16 protein-coding genes are annotated in these 13,670 nt (G+C 63.8%); 6 read left to right on the top strand and 10 right to left on the bottom strand.

The annotated features are described in order from the left end of the window. Positions 1-27: 27 nt before the first annotated feature. From FPP74_RS06940 to FPP74_RS06930, 3 genes are read right to left on the bottom strand one after another with little or no spacing between them, the layout of a single operon-like run. Positions 28-1,971, bottom strand: a complete 1,944-nt coding sequence (locus FPP74_RS06940) for a galactan 5-O-arabinofuranosyltransferase (RefSeq protein ID WP_144717660.1) — start codon at positions 1,969-1,971, stop codon at positions 28-30. A gap of 31 nt (positions 1,972-2,002) precedes the next feature. After that, complete coding sequence (locus FPP74_RS06935) at positions 2,003-2,656, bottom strand: response regulator transcription factor (protein WP_144717658.1); 654 nt, start codon at positions 2,654-2,656, stop codon at positions 2,003-2,005. Beyond that, positions 2,653-3,345 carry a sensor histidine kinase gene (locus tag FPP74_RS06930; RefSeq protein ID WP_144717656.1) on the bottom strand — a complete coding sequence of 231 codons (693 nt, stop codon included), beginning with the start codon at positions 3,343-3,345 and terminating at the stop codon, positions 2,653-2,655. The genes FPP74_RS06935 and FPP74_RS06930 overlap by 4 nt, the downstream gene beginning before the upstream one ends. Before the next feature lie 93 nt (positions 3,346-3,438). Here FPP74_RS06930 and FPP74_RS06925 point away from each other — a divergent pair, with 93 nt between their 5' ends. From FPP74_RS06925 to FPP74_RS06915, 3 genes are read left to right on the top strand one after another with little or no spacing between them, the layout of a single operon-like run. Continuing rightward, on the top strand, positions 3,439-4,104 hold the full coding sequence (locus FPP74_RS06925) for an ABC transporter ATP-binding protein (RefSeq protein WP_255456090.1): 666 nt from the start codon (positions 3,439-3,441) through the stop codon (positions 4,102-4,104). Then, positions 4,101-5,474 carry an FtsX-like permease family protein gene (locus FPP74_RS06920; protein WP_144717652.1) on the top strand — a complete coding sequence of 458 codons (1,374 nt, stop codon included), beginning with the start codon at positions 4,101-4,103 and terminating at the stop codon, positions 5,472-5,474. Before FPP74_RS06925 ends, FPP74_RS06920 begins: the two co-directional genes overlap by 4 nt. Before the next feature lie 11 nt (positions 5,475-5,485). Beyond that, the gene (locus FPP74_RS06915) at positions 5,486-5,875 is read left to right on the top strand and encodes a hypothetical protein (RefSeq protein WP_144717650.1); all 390 of its coding nucleotides are present in this window, start codon (positions 5,486-5,488) and stop codon (positions 5,873-5,875) included. A 45-nt stretch (positions 5,876-5,920) separates the two neighbouring features. On the opposite strand, the gene FPP74_RS06910 is transcribed toward FPP74_RS06915, so the two are convergent. From FPP74_RS06910 to FPP74_RS06900, 3 genes are all read right to left on the bottom strand, one after another. Then, positions 5,921-6,685: a decaprenylphospho-beta-D-erythro-pentofuranosid-2-ulose 2-reductase gene (locus tag FPP74_RS06910; RefSeq protein WP_095275263.1), complete on the bottom strand. Its 765-nt coding sequence runs from the start codon at positions 6,683-6,685 to the stop codon at positions 5,921-5,923. Positions 6,686-6,698: 13 nt separating this feature from the next. Further along, complete coding sequence (locus tag FPP74_RS06905) at positions 6,699-8,078, bottom strand: FAD-binding oxidoreductase (RefSeq protein ID WP_144717648.1); 1,380 nt, start codon at positions 8,076-8,078, stop codon at positions 6,699-6,701. A gap of 109 nt (positions 8,079-8,187) precedes the next feature. Further along, positions 8,188-8,424 carry a hypothetical protein gene (locus FPP74_RS06900; protein ID WP_144717646.1) on the bottom strand — a complete coding sequence of 79 codons (237 nt, stop codon included), beginning with the start codon at positions 8,422-8,424 and terminating at the stop codon, positions 8,188-8,190. A 44-nt stretch (positions 8,425-8,468) separates the two neighbouring features. Here FPP74_RS06900 and FPP74_RS06895 point away from each other — a divergent pair, with 44 nt between their 5' ends. Beyond that, positions 8,469-9,230, top strand: a complete 762-nt coding sequence (locus FPP74_RS06895; RefSeq protein WP_144717644.1) for a hypothetical protein — start codon at positions 8,469-8,471, stop codon at positions 9,228-9,230. Positions 9,231-9,241: 11 nt separating this feature from the next. Continuing rightward, positions 9,242-9,673 (top strand): GtrA family protein, encoded by a 432-nt coding sequence (locus FPP74_RS06890; protein WP_233127026.1) that lies wholly within the window; start codon positions 9,242-9,244, stop codon positions 9,671-9,673. Here FPP74_RS06890 and FPP74_RS06885 read toward each other — a convergent pair. The 3 genes from FPP74_RS06885 to FPP74_RS06875 all read right to left on the bottom strand — a co-directional run bounded on the left by FPP74_RS06885 (position 9,670) and on the right by FPP74_RS06875 (position 11,710). Then, a complete protein-coding gene (locus FPP74_RS06885) occupies positions 9,670-10,584 on the bottom strand; it encodes a glycosyltransferase (RefSeq protein ID WP_369825037.1) in 915 nt (304 codons plus the stop codon). The two genes, FPP74_RS06890 and FPP74_RS06885, sit on opposite strands and share 4 nt — an antisense overlap. Before the next feature lie 51 nt (positions 10,585-10,635). Further along, positions 10,636-11,109: a hypothetical protein gene (locus tag FPP74_RS06880; protein ID WP_240510562.1), complete on the bottom strand. Its 474-nt coding sequence runs from the start codon at positions 11,107-11,109 to the stop codon at positions 10,636-10,638. Positions 11,110-11,350: 241 nt separating this feature from the next. Next, positions 11,351-11,710: a hypothetical protein gene (locus FPP74_RS06875; RefSeq protein WP_186439404.1), complete on the bottom strand. Its 360-nt coding sequence runs from the start codon at positions 11,708-11,710 to the stop codon at positions 11,351-11,353. Between the two features lie 259 nt (positions 11,711-11,969). Between FPP74_RS06875 and FPP74_RS06870 the strand changes: the two genes are divergently transcribed. After that, entirely contained in the window at positions 11,970-12,860 is an 891-nt protein-coding gene (locus FPP74_RS06870) for a Fic family protein (RefSeq protein WP_144717642.1), read from the top strand. Here the strand turns inward: FPP74_RS06870 and FPP74_RS06865 are convergent. Then, positions 12,857-13,651, bottom strand: a complete 795-nt coding sequence (locus tag FPP74_RS06865; protein ID WP_095535886.1) for an ABC transporter ATP-binding protein — start codon at positions 13,649-13,651, stop codon at positions 12,857-12,859. The two genes, FPP74_RS06870 and FPP74_RS06865, sit on opposite strands and share 4 nt — an antisense overlap. Positions 13,652-13,670 lie beyond the last annotated feature (19 nt).

Below are 13,670 nucleotides of genomic sequence, written 5' to 3'. Positions count from 1 at the left end.
AACAGTCACCTTACTGTGACTGACGCGCTATGTACGCACCACTACCGCGAACGGGCCGATCTGCTCCACGTCCCAGTCGCCGCCCTCGAACGCCTTCGGGTTGAAGAAGATGCCCTCGTAGCGGACGTTCGGCTGGTTGGGGAAGATGTCGTGCGCGATGTGCGTCTTGAACCCGGCCTCCGGGTCGTCCACGTCGCCGCGGAAGATGAAGGCGGCGGGCGGCTCCCACTTCGCGCCGTCGATGGCCGCGGTGAGCTCCTCGGGGTGGTCCCAAGACAGCTGCGACCAGGCGGACAGGGCGTCGTTGCGCTGGTCGTACTCGCCGAGCGGGTTGGCGTAGTGGCTGGTAAACGCGTTGAAGCCGAAGAAGGGGTGGAACGCCATGAAGTTGATCTCATCGGTGTAGACCACCGCCTGGTTGGGGGCGTGCCCGTGCGACTCGATCAGCTCCGAGATTTCGCCGTAGTACTTCGCCGCGTTCGGCGGGAAGCGGTCGGCGCGCTCGCCGAAGCCGTCAGTGTCCGCGTAGGCCTGGTCGATGTGCGACTCGTTCTCGGCCGGGATCTGCTCCACGTACGCCAGACACGCGCCGGCGAGCACGACCATGACGATGGCCATGATGCCGCGGATGGACTCCGGGGAGAACCGCGCCGGGTAGAAGTAGTCCAGCCCGACCAGGCAGGCGTCCATCACGCCGATCACGCCCGCGGTCGCGAACACCTCGATCACCAGCACCTCGATGCGGAACCCGAGCAGTGAGGTGCCCACCAGGGTGGCGGACATGGACGCCAGGCACCAGGCGTAGCAAACAATCGCGGCAATGCCTAACGACGCCACCTCTTTGTCCACCGCGCGCACCACCAGAAAGATCAGACCGAAGAAGGAAAGGACGCCGATAACGGAGAAGGACAGGAACGGCAGCGGGTAGGCCGTGCCCTCCTCCGGCAGGAAGTGGTTGGCGGTGGACTTCACCTCGTAGTCGCCGAACAGCACGTTGTAGAGGTACGGTGCCCAGCTCAGCAGCGCGATGACCATGGAGCACACGCCGATGACGCACAGCCTGCCGATCACCCGGAAGTTGCGGTCCTGCATGACGCACTCCACCCCCGCGAGCACGACCACCAGCAGCGCGGCGACCGCGGTGAACAGGGTGTAGAAGCAGGCGGAGAGGCCCAGGTAGAGCACCATGAAGATGATGGCGTTGCGGGAGCCGAGGAGCGCGCGGCGGGCGATGATGGCGGCCGCGGGGAAGAACATGGCGACGATGGCCGCGTACGGCTCGTCCGGCGTCTCCGTCAGGACGATCGCGGTGGTGACGGTGGCGATGGTGCACGCGACCGGCAGCGAGCCGGTAATCTTCTGCCAGATCGGGGTGAGCATGGCCGCGCCCGCCGCCAGGGTGATCAGCGCCCAGGGCTGGAAGACCTCCCAGCCCGGGATGCCCAGCAGGTCCGCCACGCGCCCGCCGGCCCAGAACCAGCCCATTGGGTAGAAGGTGGGCAGGTCCTTGTAGCTCATGTCCGCGTTCGCCGCGGTCTCCGTCATGCGCGACAGGAACTGGGTGCGGAAGCCCTGGTCCACCTGGATGCCATCCAGCCACAGGCGGGTCGCCGCCAGCGGGATGGCCAGCGAGGTGATCACCAGCGCTGGGGCAGTGACATACATCATCACCGCCTTCGGCCAGGTGCGCTTGCCACGAAGCCAGCCGATGCAGCAGACCAGGGTGGCGCCAAGGATGACAAACGAGCCCGCCGTGGACAGCGCGCGCGTGGACATGGACCGGTTGAACGCCGGCAGGGAGATGGAGTGGAGCACAAACCAGGCGAGTGTGGTCACCGCGGCGGCCGCGAACCCTGCGGCGAGGGTGAGGATGAGCGTCTTCCGCGCGGAAAGTGCGTCGGGTTCATAGCCGGTGGTGCGCAGCCCAAACGTGGGGTCTACCGAAGTTTCAGGTGCAACTGTCGTGCTCATGCCCTCTAGTTTCGCACAAACCTGGCGGGTGCTACTCGACACCTCGCTCAGACAGGAACATCAAGATGGCGCGCACCCGTCGATTGTCCTCGTCCGGGGTGAGACCCAGCTTGGAAAAGATGCTGGAGACGTGCTTCGCCACCGCCGCCGACGAGAGGAAAAGTTTGGCCGAAATTTCGGCGTTGGACAGCCCTTCCGCCATGAGCTCGAGGACCTCGAGCTCGCGCGGGGTCAGCGCGCGCAGCCACGGGGCGCTGGCGTGCATGAGGGAGCTGGCCACCTCCGGGTCGATGACCACGCCGCCGCCGGCGACGGTTTCGCAGGTGGTGATGAAGTCCGCCACCTCGGCGACCCGGTCCTTGAGCAGGTAGCCCGTGCCGCCGCCGAACTTTTGGCCGAAAAGTTCGCGGGCGTAGGGTGCTGCCACGTATTGGGACAGGACCAGCACGTTTAGGCCCGGGTGGCGCTCGCGGAGCTCCAGGGCGGTGGTGAGTCCGTCGTCGCGCATGTTCGGTGGCATGCGGACATCGGTGATGAGGAGGTCGGGGAGGGGTGTGGCGTCGATAAGCGAGGTGAGCTCCGTCGCGCTTGAGGCCTGGCCGATGATGTCGTGGCCGCGCCGGGTGAGCAGGCCGGCGACGCCCTCGCGGAGCAGCGCGGAATCGTCTGCAACCACAATCTTCACAGCGCCACCCCGCTTTCGCCACGGAAAAGTAAAAGTGGGATGCGCGCCGCGACGGTGGTCGGGCCGCCGGCCGGCGAGTTCAACTCGACGTTTCCGCCGAACGCGGCAACGCGCTCGCGCATCCCATCGAGGCCGCCGCCGGGAAGGAAGTTCGCGCCGCCGTCGCCCTGGTCCGTGACCACGACGTTGAGCGTGTCGTCGCAGGTGATAAGGATGTGGACGGGCGCATCTTTCGCATATTTCGCCGCGTTGGTGAGCGCCTCGGTGGCGAAGAAGTAGGCGGCGGCGAGCACAGATGCGTCAATGTCCGGCAGCGGGTGCGGCGCGCGGACCCGCACGTGGGGGCCGTACTGGGAAGCTGCAGTCTCCACAGCGGCCACCAGGCCCCGGTCGGTGAGCTCGCTGGGGTGGATACCGCGGACGGTGCGTCGCAGGGTTTCCAGGCCGCGCTTGAGGTCGGCCGCGGCGTCGTCGAGAAGCGCCCGGGTGCTCTCGTCAGTGTCGAGCTTGGCCTCACCCACCTTCATCGCGGCGGCGACGAAATGCTGCTGCGCGCCGTCGTGCAGGTCGCGCTCGATGCGCAGCCGCTCCACCTCGTAGGCCTCGGCGATCCTGCGCCGAGACGCCGTGAGCTGGTGAACTCGTCTGGCGGCCGTGCCCTCGTTGCTCGCTCGTTTCCTCCACCTCATACCTGCATACAGTAGCGAGGTAGTGCTAGCACTACCCGATTTTTGGGCGCGAGCACCATGGTGAAACTTTTCGGCCAAAAGTTGAATGGAAGCATGCTCACTCTCACAGACATCACAAAATCATTCACCAGGCAGCGCGTCCTCGAGGGCGTGAGCCTTCAGGTCCAAGCCGGCGAATCGCTCGCCGTGATGGGGCCGTCGGGCTCCGGCAAGTCGACGCTCTTGCACTGCATGTCCGGCGTGCTCACCCCGGACTCCGGCGAGGTGGTCTTCGATGGCACCAACATCGCAGCGCTTGACGACGCCGCGCGGTCCAAACTTCGCCTCAACCACTTCGGCTTCATCTTTCAGGATGGTCAGCTGCTGCCGGAACTCACCGCCACCGAGAACGTGGCGCTACCCCAGATCATGCGAGGCACCTCCAGAAAAGAGGCCCACGCGCAGGCGGACGATATGCTCACGCGGCTGGGCTTGGGAAACTTCACGAACAGATTCCCAGGTCAGCTCTCTGGCGGGCAGGCGCAAAGGGTCGCGATCGCGAGGGCGCTCGCTGGCCCGCCGAAGGTAGTCTTCGCCGACGAGCCGACCGCGGCGCTGGACCAGGCCACCGGGCATGAGGTGATGCAGGAGATCGTGGCGGTGGCGCAGAAATTCGGCGTCACGCTCGTCCTGGTCACGCACGACCCGAAGATCGCGGCCTGGTGTAACCGGCGCATCGAGATCCGCGATGGTCTCATTCACTCGGAGGTGGCGGCGTGAGCGCGACCACGCTTCTCAAAGCGACCAACGTGCAGTCGAAGGACGCGCTGGCGCAGAAGCATTCCGGCGAGCGTTGGGTGCGGACACTTTCCGTAGTTGCGCTGGCGGTCGCGACGTGGATGCTGTGCACCCTCGCCGGCGGCACGTGGATGTTCGTGGAGCGCGACAGGCAATACCCGGACATCGGCGGCGAAATCGACATACCGCTGCTCTACATCGGGCTCGCACTCTTCGCGTGCGCGCTGCTCGTCCCCACCCTGCTCACCCTGCTCACGCAGGCGGCGCGGGCAGACCTGAGCGGGCGCGAGCAACAGCTAGCGGTGTTAAGGCTTATCGGCGCGACCGCAGGTGAGGTGCGAGGCATGATGATCCTGGAGACGCTACGCAGGGCCTTCGTCGGGTTGAGCATCGGCACGGCGGCCTACGTAGCGAGCGTGCCAGCCTGGTCAGCGCTTTCCTTTCAAGGAGCACAGATCGGCACCTGGGAAATGTTCACCTGGTGGGTCGTGCCGATCGCGTGGACGGCCATCGCGCTGCTCGCCGCGGGTTCCGTGTGGCGCGCGCTGCAGCAGGTGGCGGTGACGCCGCTCGGCGTGACCAAGCGCGTGCCGCACCCCGGGCAGAAGGTAATCACCACGGTGTGCGCTGTCGCCGCAGCAATCGGGCTGTACATCTGGCTTGCTCGGCACCCGATTGCGCCGGAGGCCGATTTCGCGGACGTCCTGATGGCGCTCGTCGTCTTCATCGGGTTCTTGGTGGTGAATACGCTGATCGCCGTCGGAGTGATCCAGATTGTGGCGCGTCTAAGCTACCGAATCCCAGGAGCGTACAACTACGTAGCGACGCGCCGAGTGGGCCGCGGCGCGAAGAACACGTGGCGCAGGTGCAGCGCGCTGTTCTTCGTCGCGTTCACTGCCGGGGTGGCCGGGGCGTTCCAAGGCATCGCGGAAAGTGAGGTGGCCCCCGAGGAGGCGCTCATCGTGCAAGATCTGCCCAAGGGCATCGCCATCACGGTGCTCTTCGGCGCGATCTTGCTGGTGCTGTTCACCCTGCTGACGCAGACGCTCGCAGTGGTGGAGCAGAAGCAGCTGACCAAGTCGCTCCACTTTATCGGCGCAGCACCAACTTTTCACACAAAAGTTGCGGTGCGCGAAATTGGGGTGCCGATGGTGGTCGCCGCGCTGCTGGGATTTGGCCAAGGCGTGCTCGTCGGCCTGGTCATGGTCGAGGCGACGCCTGGCGGGATCGCAACCGTACTGTTTTTCGGCGCGCTCATCGCGCTTGCCCTGGTCGGCTGCCTTGGTGCCGTGGTTGCCACTGGCCGGCTCCGCGCAAAGGTGCTCGCGGAAACCGGCAGGGCAACGGACTAGTATCGGCACGTATGAGTAAGCAAAGCCAAGATTTGACCGCAATCGCCCTCGGGTCCGCGATGACGTTCGCGGGAATCTCCCACCTCACCTTCAATCGCGAAGAGTTTCAGGCACAGGTGCCCAACTGGTTCCCCATGGACAAGGACGTCGTGGTCCTCGGCTCCGGCGTGGCGGAGATCGCGCTTGGCGCCGGGCTGCTCGCGTGGAAGAAGCGGCGCCGCGAGGTGGGCGTCGCGCTCGCTGCCTTCTACGCCGCTATCTATCCGGGCAACATCGGCCAGTACGCCGAGCGTCACGACGGGTTCGGGCTGGACACCGACGGCAAGCGCCTGGCGCGCCTGTTCTTCCAGCCGGCGCTTATCGCCGGGGCACTCCACGCCGCTGGCCTGCCCGAGAAATAGCAAAAGTCCTGCTCCGAAACCGGGGCAGGACTTTTCGCCGAAAAGTTAGAAGTTCAGCTTGCGCATGATCGGGGCCGGGATGGCCTTGAGCACCATGGAGATCGGGCCGAACAGCTTGTGCACGAACACGTTGGACTTGCCGCCAAGCGCAGCCTCGACGGCGGCCTCAGCAACGTCCTCCTTGTTCACGGTCAGCGGCGCCTCGTCGAGGCCCTCGGTCATCTTGGTGCGGACCTGGCCCGGGCGGACCACGGTGACCTTCACACCGCTGTCGCGCAGTGCCTCACCGAGCTGGGTGTAGAAGCCGTCCATGCCGGCCTTGGATGCGCCGTAGACAAAGTTGGAGCGGCGCACCTTCTGGCCAGCTACCGAGCTCATGGCGATGATGTGGCCGTGACCTTGGGCTTTGAACTTTTGGCCCAAAAGTACGCCGACCGAGATCGGGGCGGTGTAGTTCGTCTGCGCGGAGGCGACGGCGGCGGCCTGGTCTTGCCAGAGCTGTTCCTGGTCGCCGAGCGTGCCGAACGCGACGACCGCCACGTCAACGTCGCCGTCCTCGAAGGCGGCGTCGATCACGCCGGGGTGGGCGTCGAAGTCGGTGGCGTCGAAGTCGATGAGGCGCACCTTGGAGGCGCCGGCGGCGGAGACTTCCTGCACCGCGGCGTCGATACGCGAAGAGCCCTTGCGCGCGGCGAGGGTGACGGTGGGGTTGCCGCCGCGGGAGGCGAGCTCGGAGACGATCGCGAGACCGATCTCCGAGGTGCCACCGAGCAGCAAAATGTTCTGGGCTTGGCCTACTGCATTCAGCATTGGGGATTCCTTTCTAGTGCAGCTCGAGGCGGCGGGACATGTCGGAGGCGAAGACGCCGGTCGGGTCGATGTCGTGGCGGGTCTTCAGCCAGCCGGGAAGCTCCGGGTACATCTTGTGGAACTTCTCCGCGCTGGTGCGGGACTCCTTGGCTAGGTAGAGGCGGCCGCCGAACTCCATGACCTGGTCGTCCAGGCGGTCCAGGAAATTGTTCAGGCCGTCGCGGATCGGGAAGTCGACGCACACGTTCCAGCCCTTCATCGGGTAGGACAGCGGCGCGCGGTTGCCCTCGCCGAACAGCTTGAACACGTTCAGCGCGGTGTAGTGGCCGGAGGACTGGATCTGGTAGATGATGTCCTTGAACGGCTCGACCGCGTTCGTGGGCACCACGAACTGGTACTGCAGGAAGCCCTTCGATCCGTAGCCGCGGTTCCACTCGCCGATGAGGTCGAGCGGTTGGTAGAACTGCGTGAGGTTCTTGATGTCGTTCTTCGACGGCGCGCCCATCATGTAGTAGGCCTCGCCGATCGCGGAAAGGGTCAGCTTGTTCATGGTCCAGGACGGGAAGATGTCCGGCACCGTCATCAGCTGCGGTGCCTTGAACTTCAGCGGGTCCTTGGCCAGCTTCGGCGCGAACTCTTTGAGCTGGTCCAGGGTGGCCAGCGAGCCGCGGGAGATGGTAGAACGGCCGGTCTTCGGCGGAGCCGAGATCGCGTCGAACCATGCGGAGGAGTAGGTGTAGCCCTCCTCCTGGCCGTGGGAGTGCTCCTCGATCGTCTCGTCGAGGGTGCTGGTGCGCACCGTGTCGGAGATGAAGTAGGCGGTCTCCGTCTTCGTCATCTTGATGCGGGCGCGCAGGATGATGCCGGTCAAGCCCATGCCGCCGACGGTGGCCCAGAACAGTTCGCTAGTCTCGCCCTCCGGCTCGAGGTGCAGCACGCGGCCGTCGGCCACGAGCAGCTCCATGGAGACGACGTGGTCGCCGAAGGAGCCGGCGGAGTGGTGGTTCTTACCGTGGATGTCCGGGCCGATCGCGCCGCCGATGGTGACCTGGCGGGTGCCGGGTAGGACGGGGACCCACAGGCCGTAGGGCAGGGCCGCCTTCATCAGCTGGTCCAGGTTCACGCCTGCGTCCACGTCGACGATGCCGGTGTCCGGGTCGATGGAGTGGATCTGGTTCAGGGCGTTCATGTCGACGACCAGGCCGCCGCCGTTCTGTGCGGGATCGCCGTAGGAGCGGCCCATACCGCGGGCGATGACGCCGCGGCCGCTCTCGGCTGCCACCTGGACGGCCTTGGCGATGGTGTCCACGTCCGGGGTGGACAGCACGTGCGCCGTGGACGGCGCGGTGCGGCCCCAGCCGTAGAGGGATTTCAGTTCGGTGTGAAGTTCCATGTCTCCGCTTCTCTTCATACAACTAAAGGTGGAAAAGCTTGCGTTCTTCGAGCCTACTCACAACAGGCCGAACTTCCCTCATTGAAAGGTGTGATCTATTTCTCGTGTCTTAAAGGTCCATGATCTCGCGGATCTCCTGTGGCAGTTCCTCCTGCGACGTGATAGTCGGTTTACCTGATGCTTTGTGCTCTCGGAGGAGCTCGTAGATGCGCCCGCGGCCCGCGGAATCCACAAAAGGTAGTTCTTCCGCGAAGACGCGGACCATGAAGTCGGACAGGGGCACGTCGACACGCTGTGCCGCCTCATGGATCGCGTCGGGGTCGTCGCCCTTGTAATGCTTCCTCATGCCATTCACCCTAGCGGGTGCCAAAAACCTCTATTGTGGGCGCCATGGGCAGCACGCTGTACTCCGAACACCTGGCGCCGGTGATTCAACTTTCCCCCGGCGCCACGTTCATGGTGCGCGTGGCACTCGCCTCGGATGAAGAGGTCTACCGCTGGGTCGGCCTGGACTCCACCACCACGATCGACGAGTGCCGGGAAATCATCGCCGCGCTCTTTGGCATCGAGGAAAAGGTCGGCACGCCAGAGCAGGGCATGCTTATCGACGTCCTCTCGTCCCCCGGCGACACCGCCACCTTTACCTGGGGTCTGTGGCAGTTCACCATGCAGCTCGCCGACATCTACCCCGGCACCAGCGACGGGCCCGTCTGCGTGGCGGGCGAAGGCGCGTTCGGCGGTGCCGACCTGGACCTGGACGCCGTGCGCCAGCAGCTGGCGGCGAGCCAGCTGCGCCCCGAGGTACGCGAGGTGATCCACCGCGCCGAGTCCTTCGACTTTGTGCCGCTCCTCCAGGTGATCGCCGACGGGGAGCCCTCCTTGCCGGCGCAGGAGCGCGCGAGGCTTGCAGCCCTGCTCCCGGAATCGGCGGGCAAGACGAGCGACGCCTTCTGGGTCCACGTGCTGGTGATGGCGTGCTTTGCCGATGAGCCGACGACTCGCAAGCTGGCGCTCGGGCTCATGCGCGCACTCGGCTGGGAGGACACGGACGCCGACGAAGTGTTCACGTTAAGCCGGGCCGGCGAGGCGTTCGTGGGCGATCTCTCCGCCGTGGATCGCCTGGAAATTCTTCGCGAGCTGCTACACGGGTAGACTTGTCCGCCGTGTCTTCCACATTTTTCAAACAGTTGGTCCCGTTTCTGATCATCGGAATCGGCTGCGCGGTCATTGACTTCGGCATTACCTACCCGCTCGAGCTCGTCGGCACCCAGCGCGACCTGGCTAAGGCCGTCGGCTGGATCTTTGGCACGCTCATTGCGTACCTGCTCAACTCCAAGTTTGCGTTCCAGGCCGAGGTGAATGCGAAGAAGGCCGGCGCGGTGTTCATCCTCTACGCCGTGACGTTCGTGGTGCAGATCCTGCTCTACCGCTGGACCGAGGGCCCGCTCATCTCGATGGGTCTGGTCAACCCGTGGAAGGACGGCGTCTCCTTCGTCATCGCTCAGGGCGTGGCCACCGTGACTAACTTTGTGCTGCAGCGCCGCGTGATCTTCCGGGAGGAGACGAAGATCATCGCGCAGCAGGACCCGATTTAGGGTCGGCGGAAGTCCTCGCGGGCGCCGCGGCGCAGCAGCTTCAGCCACTGGAAGAACTCGCGGGGGCTCTTGCGCTCGAGCAGGAAGAACCAGCCGAAGCGCACCACTTCCTGCAGCTGCATCTTCTTCATCCCGCGCTGGTTAATGATGTAGCCGCGGTTGCGGTACGTGAAGTAGCGCTTCGTGGGGTTATCCGGCCACTGCGCGTGCGCGCGACCGCCCATGATGGGGTGGAACTCGCTCGACCCGTCCGGGTGCAGGTAGCTGGTGGTCAGCGCCGTGCCGTACTTCAGGCCCGACTGCGCCAGGCGACGGTGGTACTCCACCTCGTCGCCGCGGATGAACAGGCGGTAGTCGGGCACGCCGATGCGTTCCATCGCTCGCGCGCTGATCAGGGCGCCATTGAACAGCGAGGCGTATTGGGGTAGGAAATCGCCGGTCAGCTCGTCGACTCGCCGGTGCCAGACGGTGCCCTGGCGCAGCGGGAATGCGAGGGCTTCGGGGTCGTTGATGTTGGCCACGATCGGGCTGACCTCGTGCAGAGCGTGCGCCTCTGCCACGCGGTAGAGCTCGCCCAGCACGTGCTCGTCGGCGGGGCGGCCGTCATCGTCCGCGCACCAGATCGCGTCCGCGCCGAGGGCAAGCGCGTGCAGGAAGCCGTAGGCGAACCCGCCCGCGCCGCCCAGGTTGGTGCGGCTGGGCAGGTAGACAGCGCGGTCGCCCGCAAGCTCTTCGAGCAGGTCCCTGACCTGGTCCTCCGCGCCGTTGTCCACCACAATCACCCACTGCACCGGGTGGGTCTGGTTCACCACCTGTTCCAGGGAAGCGCGCAAAAGTTCCACGCGCTGGTGGGTGACGATCACAGCGGCCGTTTCTCCGGCCGGAGACAGGGTGGCAGTCATGCCTTCCATTCTGCCACTCAACCACCGAACTGAGGCGTGTGACATGGAGGTGGCGAAGGTTTAGGCGTTGAATCCTGGAATCTTGAGGAAACCGGAGTTCACGCCGTTGACCACAGCGGCAATGAGGCCGAGCACAACTGCAGCGATGGAGGTACCAGCGAGGATCTCAGCGGTGGTCCCCACCAGGTATTCTTTGGCAGTGTCATTCTTCAACGAGGGCATAGCGAAGTCCTTGCCGGAATCAGCAGTCTCAAGGTCCCTCTGAAAATCCTCAACGGAGCTCTTCTCCTTTTTCTGTCCTTCCTTGCCGGAGTCGCTGCTGCTGCTGCCCTCCTCATCTTTGCTGCTAGCGCTCTCGATGCCCTTCTTAATGCCGTAGTCCACGGAGGACGCGAAGCCGTCGCCGCCGAAAACATCCTTGGCCCCTTGCTTCACGATGTAGCCGAACACCTCAGCTTCGGAGACCTCTGAAGGCCCCTTCTCGGCAGCAGTGGCAGGTGCAACGGACAGGGACAGCGCGGTGGTGGGTGTCACAGCTGCAGCGGGGAACCGCTTTATGGAAAGCCCCTTGCGAGATGAGTAAAAGTAGTGAAAGTGAATCTCCCGCACTTCACAGGGGGCGGAGGCAAAATGTGAATATTGTCGCGAGCGTCACGCGCTTGCCTGCAAGCCCGAACGGGCCTAAGGGTTAAGGCTTGCTCAATAACGCAAAAGCTCCAGCCCGTAAAGGACTGGAGCCAGAAGAGTTTAAAGCAACAAGCTTTAGACACTCAGATTAGAACGGAAGGGAAACGCCCGGGACGAGGCCGTTCTGAACTGCGGTGTACGCAACGCCGAGGACTGCGGCTGCGATGCCAAAGCCCCAGAGGATGTCAGCGGTGGTGCCGATCTTGTAATCCTGCCTCACGTCGTTTTCGTAGGAAGACTGGTAGAAGTTGCCGGAAGCCTTGGAAGAATTTTCGCTCTCGCCGGAAATCTTGTAGCCGGTCTTAACGGAACCGTAGTGCGGTGCGGAGACGAACTCCTTCATGAAGCCGTCAACAGTAGCTTCGCCCGGCTGTGCAGCAGAGGCAACACCGGTGGACAGGGACAGTGCGGTAGCAGCGGCAACAACGCCGGCGGCGAAACGCTTCATGAGAGAGCTCCTTCGGAGAAGTGTTTAGACCTGTGTTTCAGGTTCCTAATTAGATTAAGAAACTTCGGCGGAAATTGGGAGGAGATTGGAATTTTTACCCCATATTGTGGTGCTGTGCGCTGGGAATGCAGCCGCATTTATGTATGAATTTTAAAAATAGCTCCGGCGGTGAGAGTGAGTCAGCGCCGGTTGATCGCAAAGGTTCCGTGAAAACAGTTTGTATTCCATGACTTTTCACGGAAACTTGTAGAATATTGGCATGCTGAACGCGCGGACCACCTCAAAAATCGACGCTCTTCTTGATACGTATGCAGCGTTGCGGGAGGACAACCCCGAGGCCATCGCGGAGATTGCGCGCGCAGAGGTGGCGGAGGCGGTGTATAACTCGAACGCCATTGAGAATTCCACTTTGACTTTGGAAGACACCGAGAACATCCTGGCGGGGTTCACTGCTAGAGCGCACGATGTGCGGGAAGTCTTTGAGGCTAAGAACCTGGCTGAGGTGACTGAGGAGCTAATTCGAAGCGTCGGTAAGCTCGATGCAAACCTCATTCTGCGACTGCATGGCATGTTGCTTCGCGGTATCAACGATGACCGGGCTGGCCGGTTCCGTCGGCGGGGAGAATGGGTACGAGTAGGGGCACATATGGGTGCTAATCCTGAGTACGTAGACCGGCTGGTAGAGACCATCATCACTGAGTACTACGAGGATGAGAACTATTTCATCGATCGCGTCGCGCGGTTCCACGCAGAATTTGAAACCATCCACCCATTCTCAGACGGCAATGGACGCGTAGGGCGCGTCATTATCAATCAACAACTCTTGGAGTTAGGGGCGCCGCCCATCATCATTCCGAACAAAGGAAAAGAGCGCCACTACTACCCAGTGTTCCGCGGCTATCCAGTAAGTGGTGATTATTCAGCGCTGAGCACGCTCATCGCGCGGCAACTCATTGAGTCACTGAACAAACGTATTACGCTCATCACCGCGCCGAAGGTGATTTGCCTATCGGAGTGGGCAAAGGTTAACGGTGTTTCTGGGTCTGTCGCCGCCAATAAGGCGGCGAGGGGCACCATCCCGGCATTCCGACAGCGTGGAACGTGGATGATCGACGCACACTATGGCAACGACGCAGAGGGCAGCGTCTAGGCTTCTTCCCCGTGGAATCGTTCCACCAGCTCGGCGACGTACTCGCCGGTCTCCGGGCCCTCGTATGCGGTCACCACGTCGGAGACCAGGCCCGCCTGGCGGATCTCGCCCTTGTCCACCCACAGGGCGGTGTTGCACAGCTGGGCGAGGAAGTCGTTGGAGTGCGAGGCGAACACGAGGATGCCGGAGCGTTTCACCATCTCGGCCAACCGGACGCGTGCTTTGGCCATGAAGGCGGCGTCGACGGCGCCGATGCCCTCGTCGAGAAGCAAAATCTCCGGCTCAATCGAGGTGACCACGCCGAGGGCCAGGCGGACGCGCATGCCGGTGGAGTAGGTGCGCAGCGGCATGTTGAGGTAGTCGCCGAGCTCGGAGAACTCCGCGATCTCGTCCATCTTCGCCTTCATCTGTTTGCGAGTCTGGCCGAGGAAGAGGCCGCGGATGATGATGTTTTCGTAGCCGGAGATCTCCGGGTCCATGCCCACGCCGAGGTCGAAGACGGGGGCGACGCGGCCGCGCACGTCGGCGACGCCGCGGGTGGGCTCGTAGATGCCGGACAGGAGGCGCAACAGCGTGGACTTGCCGGCGCCGTTATGGCCCACCAGGCCGACGCGGTCGCCCTCGCGCAGGTGCAGGTTGATGTCTTTGAGCGCCTCGACCACGACGGTGTTGGAGGCGTTCTTGCCAATCTTGCCGCCGGCCGAGGACATGACGGCCTTCTTCAGCGAGCGGGACTTGGCGTCGAAGATGGGGAAGTCGACGCAGGCGTTGTAGGTGTCGATAGAAACCATGGGGAGACTCCTTACTTAA

It is taken from the genome of Corynebacterium sp. NML180780, assembly GCF_007786415.1.
GTDB classification, from domain to species: domain Bacteria; phylum Actinomycetota; class Actinomycetes; order Mycobacteriales; family Mycobacteriaceae; genus Corynebacterium; species Corynebacterium gottingense.
The sequence above is the reverse complement of the archived record's forward strand: the minus strand, read 5'-3'. Positions and strand labels throughout refer to the sequence as shown.

Excerpts from the sequence above, each read along its gene's own strand:
- FPP74_RS06940 (WP_144717660.1), bottom strand. The coding sequence starts at position 1,971 with ATGAGCACGACAGTTGCACCTGAAACTTCGGTAGACCCCACGTTTGGG.
- FPP74_RS06930 (WP_144717656.1), bottom strand. The coding sequence starts at position 3,345 with ATGAGGTGGAGGAAACGAGCGAGCAACGAGGGCACGGCCGCCAGACGA.
- FPP74_RS06925 (WP_255456090.1), top strand. The coding sequence starts at position 3,439 with ATGCTCACTCTCACAGACATCACAAAATCATTCACCAGGCAGCGCGTC.
- FPP74_RS06915 (WP_144717650.1), top strand. The coding sequence starts at position 5,486 with ATGAGTAAGCAAAGCCAAGATTTGACCGCAATCGCCCTCGGGTCCGCG.
- FPP74_RS06910 (WP_095275263.1), bottom strand. The coding sequence starts at position 6,685 with ATGCTGAATGCAGTAGGCCAAGCCCAGAACATTTTGCTGCTCGGTGGC.
- FPP74_RS06905 (WP_144717648.1), bottom strand. The coding sequence starts at position 8,078 with ATGGAACTTCACACCGAACTGAAATCCCTCTACGGCTGGGGCCGCACC.
- FPP74_RS06900 (WP_144717646.1), bottom strand. The coding sequence starts at position 8,424 with ATGAGGAAGCATTACAAGGGCGACGACCCCGACGCGATCCATGAGGCG.
- FPP74_RS06895 (WP_144717644.1), top strand. The coding sequence starts at position 8,469 with ATGGGCAGCACGCTGTACTCCGAACACCTGGCGCCGGTGATTCAACTT.
- FPP74_RS06885 (WP_369825037.1), bottom strand. The coding sequence starts at position 10,584 with ATGGAAGGCATGACTGCCACCCTGTCTCCGGCCGGAGAAACGGCCGCT.
- FPP74_RS06875 (WP_186439404.1), bottom strand. The coding sequence starts at position 11,710 with ATGAAGCGTTTCGCCGCCGGCGTTGTTGCCGCTGCTACCGCACTGTCC.
- FPP74_RS06870 (WP_144717642.1), top strand. The coding sequence starts at position 11,970 with ATGCTGAACGCGCGGACCACCTCAAAAATCGACGCTCTTCTTGATACG.
- FPP74_RS06865 (WP_095535886.1), bottom strand. The coding sequence starts at position 13,651 with ATGGTTTCTATCGACACCTACAACGCCTGCGTCGACTTCCCCATCTTC.